This window comes from Aequorivita sp. Q41 (assembly GCF_039831855.1).
Taxonomy (GTDB): domain Bacteria; phylum Bacteroidota; class Bacteroidia; order Flavobacteriales; family Flavobacteriaceae; genus Aequorivita.
Genome location: NZ_JBDPMS010000001.1, coordinates 1,220,630 through 1,235,787 on the forward strand (window position 1 = coordinate 1,220,630; position 15,158 = coordinate 1,235,787).

General features: G+C 32.9%; 15 protein-coding genes. All 15 read left to right on the forward strand.

The features are described 5' to 3' along the window. Positions 1–546: a dTDP-4-dehydrorhamnose 3,5-epimerase gene (gene rfbC / locus ABJ955_RS05685; protein ID WP_347373630.1), complete on the forward strand. Its 546-nt coding sequence runs from the start codon at positions 1–3 to the stop codon at positions 544–546. Then, positions 543–1,397 (forward strand): dTDP-4-dehydrorhamnose reductase, encoded by an 855-nt coding sequence (gene rfbD, locus ABJ955_RS05690; protein ID WP_347373631.1) that lies wholly within the window; start codon positions 543–545, stop codon positions 1,395–1,397. Before rfbC ends, rfbD begins: the two co-directional genes overlap by 4 nt. 5 nt (positions 1,398–1,402) lie before the next feature. After that, positions 1,403–2,377 (forward strand): hypothetical protein, encoded by a 975-nt coding sequence (locus tag ABJ955_RS05695; protein WP_347373632.1) that lies wholly within the window; start codon positions 1,403–1,405, stop codon positions 2,375–2,377. Between the two features lie 14 nt (positions 2,378–2,391). Continuing rightward, positions 2,392–3,519 carry a UDP-N-acetylglucosamine 2-epimerase (non-hydrolyzing) gene (gene wecB / locus ABJ955_RS05700; RefSeq protein ID WP_347374367.1) on the forward strand — a complete coding sequence of 376 codons (1,128 nt, stop codon included), beginning with the start codon at positions 2,392–2,394 and terminating at the stop codon, positions 3,517–3,519. A gap of 28 nt (positions 3,520–3,547) precedes the next feature. Continuing rightward, the gene (locus ABJ955_RS05705; protein WP_347373633.1) at positions 3,548–4,825 is read left to right on the forward strand and encodes a flippase; all 1,278 of its coding nucleotides are present in this window, start codon (positions 3,548–3,550) and stop codon (positions 4,823–4,825) included. 308 nt (positions 4,826–5,133) lie between these two features. After that, positions 5,134–6,057, forward strand: a complete 924-nt coding sequence (locus tag ABJ955_RS05710; RefSeq protein ID WP_347373634.1) for an O-antigen ligase family protein — start codon at positions 5,134–5,136, stop codon at positions 6,055–6,057. Continuing rightward, the gene (locus tag ABJ955_RS05715) at positions 6,054–7,082 is read left to right on the forward strand and encodes a glycosyltransferase family 4 protein (RefSeq protein WP_347373635.1); all 1,029 of its coding nucleotides are present in this window, start codon (positions 6,054–6,056) and stop codon (positions 7,080–7,082) included. Before ABJ955_RS05710 ends, ABJ955_RS05715 begins: the two co-directional genes overlap by 4 nt. Next, positions 7,079–7,609, forward strand: a complete 531-nt coding sequence (locus tag ABJ955_RS05720; RefSeq protein ID WP_347373636.1) for an acyltransferase — start codon at positions 7,079–7,081, stop codon at positions 7,607–7,609. Before ABJ955_RS05715 ends, ABJ955_RS05720 begins: the two co-directional genes overlap by 4 nt. Next, complete coding sequence (locus ABJ955_RS05725) at positions 7,602–8,492, forward strand: sulfotransferase (protein WP_347373637.1); 891 nt, start codon at positions 7,602–7,604, stop codon at positions 8,490–8,492. Before ABJ955_RS05720 ends, ABJ955_RS05725 begins: the two co-directional genes overlap by 8 nt. Positions 8,493–8,548: 56 nt before the next feature. Beyond that, a complete protein-coding gene (locus ABJ955_RS05730) occupies positions 8,549–9,679 on the forward strand; it encodes an O-antigen ligase family protein (RefSeq protein WP_347373638.1) in 1,131 nt (376 codons plus the stop codon). After that, the gene (locus ABJ955_RS05735) at positions 9,676–10,662 is read left to right on the forward strand and encodes a hypothetical protein (RefSeq protein ID WP_347373639.1); all 987 of its coding nucleotides are present in this window, start codon (positions 9,676–9,678) and stop codon (positions 10,660–10,662) included. Before ABJ955_RS05730 ends, ABJ955_RS05735 begins: the two co-directional genes overlap by 4 nt. Positions 10,663–10,684: 22 nt before the next feature. Beyond that, a complete protein-coding gene (locus ABJ955_RS05740) occupies positions 10,685–11,428 on the forward strand; it encodes a WecB/TagA/CpsF family glycosyltransferase (RefSeq protein ID WP_347373640.1) in 744 nt (247 codons plus the stop codon). A gap of 95 nt (positions 11,429–11,523) precedes the next feature. Continuing rightward, complete coding sequence (locus tag ABJ955_RS05745; RefSeq protein ID WP_347373641.1) at positions 11,524–12,747, forward strand: O-antigen ligase family protein; 1,224 nt, start codon at positions 11,524–11,526, stop codon at positions 12,745–12,747. Between the two features lie 112 nt (positions 12,748–12,859). After that, complete coding sequence (locus ABJ955_RS05750) at positions 12,860–14,173, forward strand: UDP-glucose/GDP-mannose dehydrogenase family protein (protein WP_347373642.1); 1,314 nt, start codon at positions 12,860–12,862, stop codon at positions 14,171–14,173. Further along, positions 14,170–15,156 carry a UDP-glucuronic acid decarboxylase family protein gene (locus ABJ955_RS05755; protein WP_347373643.1) on the forward strand — a complete coding sequence of 329 codons (987 nt, stop codon included), beginning with the start codon at positions 14,170–14,172 and terminating at the stop codon, positions 15,154–15,156. The genes ABJ955_RS05750 and ABJ955_RS05755 overlap by 4 nt, the downstream gene beginning before the upstream one ends. The last annotated feature ends 2 nt before the right edge of the window (positions 15,157–15,158 follow it).

The window sequence follows — 15,158 nt, forward strand, 5'->3', positions numbered from 1 at the left end:
TTGGAATTACAAAAAACACCATTAAAAGATTGTTTTATCTTAAAACCAAACGTTTTTAGAGATGAACGCGGGCTTTTTTACGAAACTTACAACCAAAAAATTTTTGAAAAAACAACAGGCCTGAAGATAGATTTTGTCCAGGATAATCAATCCATTTCTACAAAAGGAGTGTTGCGTGGGCTACATTTTCAAAATGGTGCAATGGCACAAGCAAAATTAGTTCGTGTGGTGAAAGGGAGAGTTTTAGACATTGTGGTAGATATTCGAAAGGATTCTGAAACTTTTGGAAAATCATTTTCTATTATTCTGGACGATTTGGAACAGTTGCAACTTTTTGTGCCACGTGGCTTTGCACATGGGTTTATTACTCTTTCGGAAGCATCTATTTTTTCATATAAATGCGATAATTATTACGATAAAGCTTCCGAAAGTGGAATTATCTATAATGACGCAACCTTAGCATTAGATTGGCATCTTTCAAAGGAAGAATTTATTATTTCAGAAAAAGATTTAGAACTTTCCACTTTTGAGAAAGCGATTTCATGAAAAAAATATTGGTAACAGGTGCGAATGGACAACTGGGCAGCTGCATAAAAGATGCTGCTACCAATTTTCCCGACCTTGATTTTGTCTTTGTTTCAAAAGAAGAGCTAGCGATAGAAAAAACAAACTTACTGACGGATTTTTTTAAAAAAAATACTTTTGATTATTGTATAAATACCGCCGCTTATACGAATGTTGAACAGGCAGAAAGTGACAAAGAGCGTGCGTTTGCTATTAATGGCGAAGCTGTTAAAAATATAGCTGAAAGTTGTAAAGAAAACGATATTGTTTTAATACATATTTCCACAGATTATGTGTTTGATGGAAAAAAGAAAGCACCGTATTTAGAAACAGATAGTACAAACCCCCTTAATGTTTATGGAGCTTCCAAGCTAAAAGGGGAGCACTATATTCAAGAAATTTGTTCTAAATATTACATTTTTAGAACCTCGTGGTTGTATTCGCAGTATGGGCATAATTTTTTAAAAACTATATTGAAGTATTCACAGGAGGATAAACCCCTTACCATTACTACCGAACAAACAGGAACACCAACAAATGCCAACGATTTAGCGAATGCAATGCTAGAAGTAATTGCTAAAAACTCAACAGATTATGGCATGTATCATTACAGTAATAGCGGAGAAACAACATGGTTTGGCTTTGCAGAAGAAATCCTTCGGCAGCGCGAAAAATTAAAAGATGCAAATCTTGCAAAAACCAATCATTACCGTACTTTTGCCGCAAGACCAGAGTATAGTGTATTAAGTAATAAAAAATTTTTATTTTTTTTTGATCAACCCTCAATTGACTGGAGGAAAAGCTTACAGAATTTGTTCAACCATTATTCATAAAAAAAATGAACTCAAACAAAGAAGAAATTGATTTAGACTCTTTATTTAAAGGATTAGAAAGGGTTAGGAATAAGTTTTTATCAACGTGCTATCACGCAATTCAATTTTTGATAAAATCTTGGTACATTTTTTTAATACTAATAATACTGGGGGGCGTGCTCGGTTATTTTTCACAAAAATATGGCGAAACCAATCAAGAGGCTACTGTCGTTATTCGCACTAATTTCAACAGTGAACAATATACCTATAATGCTATTGACGTTATAGCAAAAAAAGCCAAGTCTAAAGACACTTTATTTTTTAAAACGAATGGATTACGAGCTGATTCCTTAGAAATAAAAAACATTGAAATTACTCCTATCTTTAGCTTTAAAGACTTGACAGAAGAGTTTAAAGAAAATGGGAGAGATATAGATGCGCTTTTAAGAAACCTTAACTTTCAAGATATCGTAGAAGAAAAAATAGAGCCTTTTAGAAGTTCTTTTAAATACCATACATTGACTTTAACGCTATCTTCCGTTGCAGATGAGAAATCTGTAGAAAGTGTTTTAAACTATCTTAATAACCAAGAGGTTATAAAAAGACTGGGAGAAGTTGGAAAGAAAGGAATTGAAGAACAAATAAAAGTTAATTCTGAAACCTTGGCACAAATTGATACCGTAATAAGTACATATAGCAAAGGAGAATCATTGCCAAGTTCTAGTTCTCAAATTTTTGTGGTCGACAAGAATTTTAATATTTCCAATATATTGGAATTAAAAATGGAATTGCAAAAAAACAATAAAGAACTAAGTGAAGATTTAGTTTTTGCCGACAAACCTATAATTAGTATAGATAGTAACATTGCAGTAGTTGATGAAAAGGGAATTTTAACGAATAAAGTTATTTTTTACCCAATGCTGTTTGTGTTTCTATTCTTAGTTTTTGCCGTAAGTAGACACTTATATCGATATATTAAAACTATTGCAATGAAGCAATAAAAAAATTGCTTTCTATGCTTTCAAGCCTAATTATTTTTGGTACTCGACCTGAAGCTATAAAAATGGCTCCTTTGGTTAAAGCTTTTAAATCTCAGCCTGAAATTTTTAACACGAAAGTGTGTATCACAGCACAACATAGGGAAATGCTTGATCAGGTCTTGGATTTTTTTGAAATAATTCCAGACTATGATCTGAATTTGATGAAGCCAAATCAGAATTTATATTCCTTAACTGCTGATATTATTACGGAATTAAAACCTGTTTTAGAGGATTTTAAACCTGATTATGTATACGTTCACGGTGATACCACCACCACAATGGCAGCAAGTATCGCTGCGTTCTATTCTGGAGCAAAAGTTTGCCATATAGAAGCGGGTTTACGTACGTTTAATAAATTTTCGCCTTTCCCAGAAGAAATAAATAGATCGATTACTGGAAGAGTAAGTGATTTACACTTTGCTCCTACTGAAACATCTCGTGCCAATTTATTAAAAGAAAATATTCATCCAGATCAAATTTTGGTTACTGGAAATACTGTTATAGATGCTTTAAACTATAGTGTAAAAAAAGTTACTTCTCCTGCATTTGAAGATAAAGAGGTTAATACTCTTAAAGAAATTATTGAACCTGATAAACAATTAATACTAGTAACGGGCCATAGACGAGAAAACCATGGAGAAGGCTTTATTAATATTTGTAATGCACTAAAAGAGATAGCCAAATCTTCTTTAAATTATCAAATTATTTATCCAGTACATCTAAATCCAAATGTTCAAAAACCCGTATATGAACTTTTAAAAGGATTGGATAATGTACATCTAATTGCTCCACTAAGTTATCCGGCTTTTGTCTGGTTAATGAATGAATCTAAACTTATTATAACAGATAGTGGAGGTGTACAAGAAGAGGCACCTAGTCTAGGGAAGCCTGTTCTAGTAATGAGAAATACAACAGAACGCCCTGAGGCAGTAAAAGCAGGCACTGTAAAACTTGTAGGTACAGATAAAAACAAAATAATCGCAGAGGCTTTAAACCTCATGAAAAATAAAGAACAATACGAGAAAATGTGTAAACTGCACAACCCCTATGGCGATGGTAAAGCTTGCGAAAGAATTGTAGATTTTATAAAAAAATTACAATAACAATTCGGATGTATTTGAAGGATAAGCAATGAAAAAGATAAATATTGAATCAGACTTAATGGAAGTTTTAAAAAAAGGAGGGATAGCCCTTTTTTTAAGAATATTAGGTTTCCTAGCAGGTTATCTTTTTGTTTATTACACCGTACTTTATTTTGGCGCAGAAACACAAGGAAGAATTTCATTAAGCTTTTCTTTTTTAATGATTGCCTCACTAATTTGTATATTAGGAGCAGACGTAAACTTTGTTAAGCTTTTTGCAATTGAAAATAATTTTGATAACGCAAAAGGCTTATTTTTAAAAGCATACCCTTTTTTTGTTGGAGGTTCGTTGCTTATTGGAATACTTATCTTTTTGGGGTCAAACTGGATCAGTATTAATTTTTTTAAGGACCCTGAGTTAGCACCCTTTTTAAAATGGACCGCACCAAGTATTGTTTTATATACTTTAATGTTAATTAATGCTTCAGTATTTAGGGGCTTAAGACAAAATACACTTTATGCTTTTTTGTTTAATGGCGGAAGGTTCATTTTTACAATGATCTTTTTTTGGCTGTTGGTTTTTTTCTGGTCAAAAGACCCTATTACAACAGCGATTGCTCATACTATAGCAGTGGCAGTGCTCTTTATAATATCTCTCGGGTATTTAAGAAAGTATATAACGCCACTTTCAAAAAAAACCAAATACAAAGTAGCCTCTTTTCTTAAAGATTCTTTCCCGATGTTTTTGTCTGCCTCTATGATTGTTTTATTAGGGTGGGCAGATACCATTATTTTAGGAATTTATGAAGATAGCGCAACAGTAGGTATGTATAGTGTTGCTTTGAAAATTGCAACCGTGGTAAGTTTTTCATTACAAGCAGTCGATTCTATTTTAGCACCAAAATTATCGCATGCTTACCATGGAGGAAATTATTTACTTTTTAAAAAGCTAATTAAATTTGCGACATATATTAATGCCCTTTTTTCAATTACTTCAGTAGTAGGAATTTTTCTTTTTAAAGATTTTATTTTAAATATTTTTGGCTCAGAATTTATAGCAGCTTCAACAGCGTTATTGATTTTATGTGTGGGACAATTATTCAATTCTGTAGTTGGCCCGGTTGGATCTATTTTTCAAATGACTGGATATCAAAAAGTTTTTCAAAACATATTGGTAGTTTCATTTATAATAAATCTTATTTTAAACTTAACTTTAGTTACAGCATACGGTATCAATGGGGTTGCATTTGCAACTGCCTTTAGTTTGATATTTTCTAAAATAGCAAGCGCTTTTTATATTAAAAAATTAATTTGGAAAACGCCATGAATGCTATAATTAGAAGTTTCTTTCTGTTTCTTTCAGCTCTTAGTATTTTTAATTTCTTTTTTAAGACTACTACAACTTTAAGCATATTCGATTACTCAGATGAATTTATGCTTTTATTTTCTTTGGTTATAATCATTTATGATATATGGAGTAGAAGGAAAACCACACTAATGCATATTGCAATATTTGGCTTTTTAGCATATTCTATTCTTATAAGCTTCATTTTTGGACTTAATAGTAATATCCTACAAATAATAATACAAAGTCTAGTAACTATTAAGTTTTTTATATTCTTAACAGCATTTATCATGTTGTTTAAAAACCATATAGAGAAAATAAAAAAATTCTTCTTTTGGGTACTTGTATTTGCTGGGATTGGAATCTTTCTACACCTTTTATTAGGAGAGATTTTTAACTATACCTATGGCGTTTCAAAATACACGAGACCTGGTATTTCAAGCATTAGATATACGGGGTTTTTTAGACATCCTAATCATATGGCATATATGGTTATAGTGTTTATAGCACTGGTATTGGATAAGTTTAAAAAAGAAAACAGAAATATAGATAGAACAGGATGGATAAAAATAAGTATTGGGCTTGCTATTATTGTATTAGCAGATACTAGAACTGCAATTTTTGGAGTAGCTATATTGCTTACCTTTTTTTATTGGGATTATATCTATAAAAACTTCCTTGTGTTTTTTGCTTTTGTTTTTCTAGGAATATTGATTGTAACAGGAGTTTTAATTTTCACGGACCTACCCGAAAGCATCATGGCCAATTTAGAAGCATCGTATAGTCTGGATTCAAACTACATTAGGGGGTTGATGTTCTATATGTCTATATTGTTAATTGGTAAATATTTTCCAATTGGCTCGGGAGCAGGTACTTTTGGCTCTATTTACGCTAAAGATAGCCAGGTTTATAAAGATTTTGGCGTAGATCAAAGATATTATTTTGTTGAAGAGTGGGGTATTTATGACAGTAATTTTGCATCAATTTTAGGAGAATATGGATTTATGGGCATTATTATTTTTATTCTTCTTTTTCGAATTTCTTATTCATATTTAAAGCATGCCTTTAGTTTTGGAAAAACCCCTCCTATGCTCAGGGCCTTGCTTTGGGTTTTTGTTTTCTTTTGTATTTCAAACCCTATGCTTACAAACAATGTGTATATATTGTTAAGTGTCCCTGTATTTATGTTAATTGCCAATACTGAAAAAACGTGAGAATATTACTTATAACAAGTATGTATCCTAGTGCTCAAAAAAAGTATTCAGGGATTTTTGTGAAGAATCAATTTGAGTGTATACAAAGATTGATAACGCCAGATGAGGACATCGCTATTTTTTTTATGAGAAGAAAAATAACGGGTCCAATAGGCAGCATTACAAAGCACCTACTTTCTTTTTTTCGTTTTATCCCCTTCCTATTTAAAAAATATGATGTAGTACATCTTCACAGTTTTTTTCCTTTAATTTTTTCTGCATGGATTTATAAAGTATTTCATCCTAAAACTAAGTTGGTTGTTACTTTTCATGGGATGGACGCAAATATTCAGGTTAATAAAAAAAATGAAAAATTACTTCGTTTTTTTTCAAAAAAGATTGACTTTACCATACCCGTAGGAAAAGAGGTTGCAAAAAACGTTACGAAAAAACTCAAATTACCCATTGGTAAAATACTTCCAGTAGGTGTTAATCCTAGCATTTTTTATCCAGAACCAAAGCAAAAGATTTACGATTATCTTTTTGTGGGTTCTTTTTTTGAAGTAAAAGGAATTGATATACTATATCAATCAATAAAAGATTTAAACAAAGACATTCGTTTTTGTATTGTTGGCAATGGAGAAAAATATAAAAAGCTATTCCTGCAACTTATTAATGATGGCTTCACATTAGAATTAAAGGAAGATCAAACCCATGAGCAATTAAGAACTCTATACAATCAGTCTAAATTTTTGGTGCTTCCCTCAAGGTCTGAAGGATTTGCTACGGTGATAGTTGAAGCTATGTATTGCGGAATACCTGTTTTAACTTCAAACATACCCCAGTTTAAAGAGCAAATTACAGAAAATGAAAATGGGTTTACATTCCCCCTTGAAACTCCCGAAAAACTTACGGCGCTTTTAGGCAACCTTATGGATATTTCGCCATCTGAATACCAAAGACTGTCAGCAAATGCCGTAGCTTCTTTTAAGGATATTTCCTTAGACACTGTGTGTACTGAACTTTTGAAAATTTATAGAAAATGAAAAAATTTTTATATTTCATCTATCTAGTTTTTTTTAGAAATACACCTGAAGATTATAGACCTTATAGTCTTTTCTTTCCTCAGGTACGCAGTTTCTTAGTCAAAAACTATTTAAAAAGCTGCGGCAAAAAGCCATTAGTAAAAAACCGCGCAGAAATTTCACTTTTTGCCACCGTTGGTGATTTTTCAGAAATGGGAACACGTTGTATGATTCAAACCAACGTACATATAGGCAGTTATGTAATTATGGGGCCAGATGTAAAAATCTATTCTAGAAACCATAAATTTGATTCTTTAGAGATTCCCATTGCTAAGCAAGGAAAACATTATCTAGAAACCTTTGTTGGGGATGATGTTTGGATAGGCGCCAATGTAATTATTACCGCCGGATGTAAAGTAGGTAATCACTGTGTTATTGCCGCAGGCTCTGTAGTAACCAAAGACATTCCAGATTATGCAATTGTTGGAGGCGTGCCTGCAAAAATCATTAAATATAGAAATCAGACTGAAAGTAAAAAAGATGAATGACCGAGGCGAGAATGGTGCTATGGAAGAAAAACCAGTTAACTTAATTTATCTTTTGGGAGCTGGAAGAAGCGGCACTACAATGTTGGCAACTATTCTAAATAACCACCCGAATATACATACTGTTGGTGAAATGCACCAATTTTTGGATTATCTTCTTGAAGATAAAGATTGTTCTTGTGGTGAAAATCTTTCTCTATGTAATTTTTGGGCTCCCGTATTAAACGATATAGACTTATCGCTTTTAAAAAATAAAGCGAATGTAGCTCTTTCTAATTCATTAGAGAAACACCATAACATTCCTTTGCTTCTTTTGGGAAAACCCTTAAATACTACCTACAGCGCAATGACCGATATGGTCTTTAAAGCTATCCATACTAAAGTTTCGAAACCTTGGCTGTTGGATTCTTCAAAATATATTTCTAGGTACCTTCTTTTAAGAAAGAATAAAAACATTAATCTTAAAGGCATTTATTTGGTACGAGACGTTAGAGGGGTTGTCTACTCCTTCGGGAAAAATGTACAAACTCCAAAAAATCCACTATCAGCGATTTTCTATTATTCATTAGTAAATATTTGGGCGCAATTGGTCTCATTATTAGACAGAAAAGTGATTAAAATACGCTACGAAGACTTTGTTAATGAACCAGAGCTAACCATTCAAAAAATAGAAAAACACCTTTTTGGTAAGACCGAAAATATTTCAGACTTAAATGATAAAACCTTCGATATTCCACATATTATCGCTGGAAACCGATTGCGATCACAAAAGCAACTTGTAATAAAAAAAGATGTAAAGTGGAAGGAAGGAATATCTCGGAGTAAACAAATTCTCTATTATATAGCAGCTTTTCCCTTAATGGCCATAAATAAATATAAGCCTTGAAACAGATAGCCATTATAAAAAAATATGTGTTTTATCTTGTATTGTTTACATTGCCCATGTACACAATTATAAACAATATTTTACTTGTTGTTTTTTTTGCATTATTTATTATTGAAGGAAATTTTAAAAGAAGGTTTTATACCATAAAAAAAAACTACAGTCTTTTTATACCACTTGGTTTATTTTTTATGTTGGCATTATTTGCTGCCTTAAATCCTTTTGAAGGTATTGGTGTCTTTTTAAAAGGTATAGAAAAATATTGGAGCTTAATACTTATTCCAATTACATTTATTAGCTGTAAGGAGGAATATACTAAAGACTGGAAAAATCTATTTCTAGCGTTATTATGGGGTTGTATAGCTACTTTGTCTCTATGTTATGCAAATGCAATTTACGAAATGATTGTAGGTAATGAGCCCTTACACTATTTTTGGAGATGGCGCCATTTAAACCATCAATTTACAGCAATAGCTGATACACATCCTGCTTATCTTGGACTGTACATTGTAACCTCTATTGTGTTTTTATTTATGGAGTCTTCCTATAAAAAATGGACTAAAATAATTCTATGTGTTATTTTATTTCTAGGATTAATTCAATTAGCGAGTAGAACGGCATTATTAAGTCTATCTATTCTTGTCGTTTTTTTAATATTGACAAAAATAAAAACCCATTGGAAAGAAATTGGTATAACCTTTTCCGTGTTAGTTTTAATTGGGGCATTATTTATGGGCACAGCAAGCAGTTTTCTAAAAGAAAGACTGGTTTCATTCCAAAATCTAGGGAAAGATCAACGCATAAGTAGGTTTAAAATTTCGTATGATATTTTTACGGAATATCCAATTTTTGGGGTTGGGAACGCATGCAAAGAGGAAGTGCGTAAGAAGAAATATTTAGAGAATAATTTTCAGACCGCAGCTCTGGAAAAATACAATGCACACAATCAGTTTTTAGAATATTTGAGTGTTAATGGAATTATTGGTGCCATCGTATTTTTATCTGTTTTCGCTTACCTACTTTTTATTTGTTGGAGAAAAAAACAATACTTTTTTCTAACCGTACTTTTATTGTTTTTAGTGGCGAATATAACCGAGTCAATGTTAGTTAGAATTAAGGGTATAGAATTCTTTGCCTTTACCGTATCTTTGCTGATTATTTTGAAAAATAAAGAAGAAACCTCGGAATGAAGATACTGATTACGCTAGATTATGAACTTTTTTATGAAAACAACCCCAAGCCAGAGGATTGTATCATAAAACCCATGGAGGAGCTTCTTAAAATTGTTGAGCCATTAAATGTGAAACTTGTACTTTTTGTAGATGTTGGTTATTTAAAATATCTAGAGAAATTTAAAGACACTTATCCTTCACTGGAAAAAGATTATCAACTTGTTACCAATCAATTAAAGGACTTATGTGCGAAAGGCCATGAAGTACAATTACACATTCACCCGCATTGGGAAGATACCGACTATGATGGTACCCAATGGATTTTTGATTTAACAAGATATAAATTGTCTGATTTTTCAGACGAGGAAGTTCTTGAAATAGTTACTGAATATACAAACATCCTTCACCGAATTACAGGGCAAGAAATTACCGCCTTTAGAGCCGGCGGATGGTCTGCGCAACCTTTTGAGCCTATAGGAAAGGCATTGCTTAAAAATGGTGTTACTATTGACAGTACAGTATACCCCAAAGGTGTTTTAAAATCCAAAGACCAATGGTTTGATTTTAAAAACATAGGTTTTGATAAATCTAGCTGGAAATTTTCTTTAGATCTTGTTAAAGAAGATTCTCTTGGGAGTTTTACAGAAGTAGCTATTAGTTCGTTTAAAGTACTCCCTTTCTTTTTTTGGAAATTTGTTGCAGTACGCCTCTTAAAAATCCCCGAACATGTTTCATATAGTAAATCTTCGGCGGTTGGCCCTTCAAAACTTCATATTTTAAAGTTATTGCTTCGCCCGTCCTACTCAGTTGTTGCTATAGATGGGTTTAAGGCTGGATATCTAGAAAAAGCTTTTCAATTTTATAAAAAGAAAAACCTTGAGGATTTTGTAATAATTGGGCACCCCAAAGCATTTACGCCTTTTTCAATGAAAAAATTTAAAGAATTCATAGAAAAGGAAAATCGCGCCAAACAGGTCGTGGTTTTTTCTGAATATAAATAATTGAAACCTACAAGAAAGGTTTATGGAAAGTAAGACAATAGAAATACTCGGAACGCAGATAGAAAATTTTTCTCAAGCTGAGGTAATCAGAAAAGTAGAACATGCAATTGAATCAAACACTCAAATACATTTGGAAGGTGTAAATGCGGGTAAATTGGTCGATATGCAAATAGACGCTGAACTTAAAGAAAGTGTTTTGTGTAGTAATCTTATTACTGCAGATGGACAATCCGTGATATGGGCTTCAAACTTTTTAGGAACACCATTGAAAGAACGAGTTGCTGGTATTGATCTTATGATTAAACTAGTTGAAAGTGCTTCAAAAAATGGCTATAAAGTATTTTTATTTGGCGCAAAAGAAGAAATTGTTCAAGGAGTAGTCAATAAATATACCCAGCTTTATGGATCAGATGTAATTGCTGGTCACCGTAATGGCTATTTTAAAGCTTCAGACGAAGAAAAAATTGTGCAAGAGATTGTAACTAGTGGTGCTCAAATGCTTTTTGTAGGTATAACTTCTCCAATCAAGGAAAATTTTCTTAGGAGACATAAAGAACAACTCAAGCACATTAACCTTATTATGGGCGTTGGCGGTAGTTTTGATGTTATTTCTGGAAAAACCAAACGCGCACCTCTTTGGATGCAAAAATATGGATTAGAATGGTTTTATCGCTTTTTACAAGAACCAAGAAGAATGTGGAAACGTTATCTTGTAGGGAATTCAAGATTTATTTATTTGGTTTTAAAAGAACGGTTTTCAAAATAGAAATACGTTTGTTTTCCTAGTATTAGCATCTTTTCACTAATATTTCATCAGAGTTTTTTATCTTCCCCTAGAATTTTCAGCTTATAGTAATAGTTATGAGGATACTGCTCTCCGCCATATATCCATATGCGTTTATGTTGCTCTACCTAATCATCCCATTTGATGATTATTTTCGAGCACCACCAAATATTTTAATGGGTATTCTTGTTGTAGCTTTTCCATTTATTGTAAGAAAAGAAGATTTTAAAAAATTGAAATCTTTACCAATCGCAATATTTTTAGGCTTTTTTGCTTACTTATGTATAAACTCGCTGATTTCTGGACGTGGATTGGAAGACTTTACCACTCTTAAGAAAGTAATAATCGCTGTTGGTCTTGCTATTCTTTACATTCCTATAGCCGATGTAAAAAAAATCAATAATGCCATTATATTTTCTTCATTGGCAGCGATTCTTTTTTCAGTGTATAATTTTGTGTTAATAACAGATGCAACGGGTAGTTTTGCTTTGGGAGAATCTCCTCAAGTTATCGAATCCCTGCTAATTGATAGGCTTTATCTTGGGCTTCTTAGCACCTTTAGTATCCTGATTTCATTTCAAGCAATACAAAAAAAATACCATCCCAATAACAACTATTACTTGGCAAATATCTTTGTAAATGCTTTGTTTATCATATTAATTTCATCAAAAATTGCGGTTATCGCCCTATGTGTATTGTTATTAGTTAGACAGTTTTATGGGCAACGTAAAATTTGGAAAGCAATTATTGGAATAGTAGCCATCGTAGCTGTGGTAGGATTATTTTTTCTGTTGAAAAACGAAAACGGTTTTCAGACAAATTATGAAAACCATAAAACCAGCCCCCCCACATTTATCCAAAACTCCATGACCTATGAACTTAGGGCAGTAATTTGGAGTTGCGCTCAAAATGTTATTACAAATGAAGGTTTTTCTTTAACAGGTATCGGGCTTAAAGCCACTGAAGAAAAACTTGCAGTATGCTATGAATCTACTATCGCTAATCCTACAAAAAAGGAACAGTTTGTTTCTGCACGATACAATACACACAACCAGTTTTTAGACTTTTATTTGAGTGCAGGCTTTCTTGCTTTGTTGTTTTTTACAACTTTTATTGTAGTTAATTTTTTTGCTGTTAGAAAACAATTTTTCCCAACAGCAATGCTAACTATTTTGGTACTATACTGCCTAGTCGAAAATTTATTTCATAGACAGATTGGAGCATATTACACTGGGTTTATATTAATAATACTCCTAACGAGTGTTAAACCCAATGAAAACAACACTATAAAAAACAAATAAAAAGAATTGCAAATTGTACTTTTGCGCTTTGATAATTTAAAAATAATGCCAAAGTTTATTCTAAATACCGCTCTTTTAGCAGCGTTAAGGGTTTACTAAAGGCTTACTAAATATGAAAATAGCAGTAATAGGAACAGGCTACGTAGGTCTGGTAACGGGAACTTGTTTGGCAGAAACAGGAAATGAAGTAGTTTGTGTAGATATTGACGAAGCAAAAGTTAAAAAAATGCGCAATGGTGAAGTACCAATCTATGAGCCACATCTTGATGTACTTTTTGAACGAAATATAAAAGCGAACCGTTTAAAATTTACAACTTCGTTAGACGAAGGTTTGGTGCATGGCGATATAATATTCCTTGCACTCCCAACTCCTGAAGATGAAGACGGTTCCGCAGATCTTTCCTATGTTTTAAATGTTTCTGAAGAAATCGGGAAAAAAATTAAAGAATACAAGGTTATTGTAGATAAAAGTACGGTCCCAGTTGGTACTGCTGAAAAAGTTCAGGCTATAATCGCAAAAAATGCTTCTTGTGAATTTGACGTAGTTTCCAATCCTGAATTTTTAAGAGAAGGTTTTGCGGTAGACGATTTTTTAAAACCCGAACGTATCGTTGTTGGTTCTAGTAGTGAAAAGGCCACAGCATTGATGAAAAAACTGTATAGCCCTTTTGTGCGCTCTGGAAATCCAATAATTATTATGGATGAAAAGTCGGCAGAACTCACAAAATACGCTGCAAATTCCTTTTTGGCAACTAAGATTACCTTTATGAACGAGATTGCCAACTATTGCGAAAAAGTTGGCGCAGATGTAGATATGGTTCGCGCAGGTATGGGCACCGATAGCCGCATTGGCAAAAGGTTTCTATTCCCTGGTATTGGTTATGGGGGTTCTTGCTTCCCTAAAGACGTTAAAGCACTTCAAAAAGCTGGAAAAGATAACGATTATGATTTCAAAATATTAAATTCAGTTATTGAAATCAATTCCAACCAAAAAACAGTTTTATTGCCTAAAATTTCCGAGTGCTTTAATAATGATTTAAAGGGAAAAACCATTGCAGTTTGGGGTTTGGCTTTTAAACCTGAAACAGACGATATTCGCGAAGCACCTTCCATCGATATGATGGAAAAATTACTTGAGAAAGGAGCAAAACTCCAAGTTTTTGATCCAGAAGCGATGCCAAATATTGAAAAACGCTTTGGCAATAAATTAAACTATTCAGAAACCATGTATACTGCACTCGAAAATGCAGACGCATTGTTAATTTGTACGGAGTGGAGTATTTTTAGAACCCCAAATTATACTAAATTAAAGCAACTGCTAAAGCAACCCATTATATTTGACGGCAGAAATTTGTATAATACCGACGATATGGAAACAGAAGGGTTTACATATGTTTCAATCGGAAGAAAAGCTGTAAACCTATGAAAAAACGTGTGCTGATTACTGGTGCCGCCGGATTTTTAGGTTCGCATCTTTGTGATAAATTTATTGCAGAAGATTTTCACGTTATTGCGATGGATAACCTTATAACAGGTGATCTTAAAAATATTGAACATCTTTTTAAGTTGGAAGCTTTCGAATTTTATCATCACGATGTAACCAAATTCGTGCACGTACCTGGAAAAGTAGATTATATTCTTCATTTTGCTTCCCCTGCAAGTCCGATAGATTATTTAAAAATCCCCATTCAAACATTAAAAGTTGGGTCTTTAGGCACTCATAATTTATTGGGATTAGCAAAAGAAAAAAACGCACGAATTTTAATTGCTTCTACTTCTGAAGTATATGGAGACCCCCAAGTGCATCCACAAACAGAAGCGTATTTTGGGAATGTAAATACCATTGGACCTCGTGGCGTTTATGATGAAGCCAAACGTTTTCAAGAATCCATTACAATGGCATATCACAGATTTCATGGTTTAGAAACGCGTATTGCCCGAATTTTTAATACTTATGGCCCAAGAATGCGACTTAATGACGGTAGGGTAATCCCAGCGTTTATTGGACAAACGTTACGAGGTGAAAACCTAACAGTTTTTGGTGATGGTAAGCAAACACGCTCTTTTTGCTATGTAGACGATCAGGTGGAAGGATTATATCGTTTGTTACTTAGTGATTATGCGCTACCCGTAAATATTGGCAATCCTGAAGAAATAACTATATTGGATTTTGCAAAAGAGATTATTAAACTCTCAGGCACAAATCAGGAAATAATATACAAACCTTTACCTCAAGACGACCCCTTGCAACGTGAGCCAGATATTACAAAAGCAAGAGATATACTGGGCTGGGAGCCAAAAATTTCTAGAGAAGAAGGAATGAAAAAAACATTTGAATATTTTAAAAACCTCACCAAAGAAGAGCTTTTTAAAAGTGAACATAAAGATTTTTCAAAACACAACAGATAAGG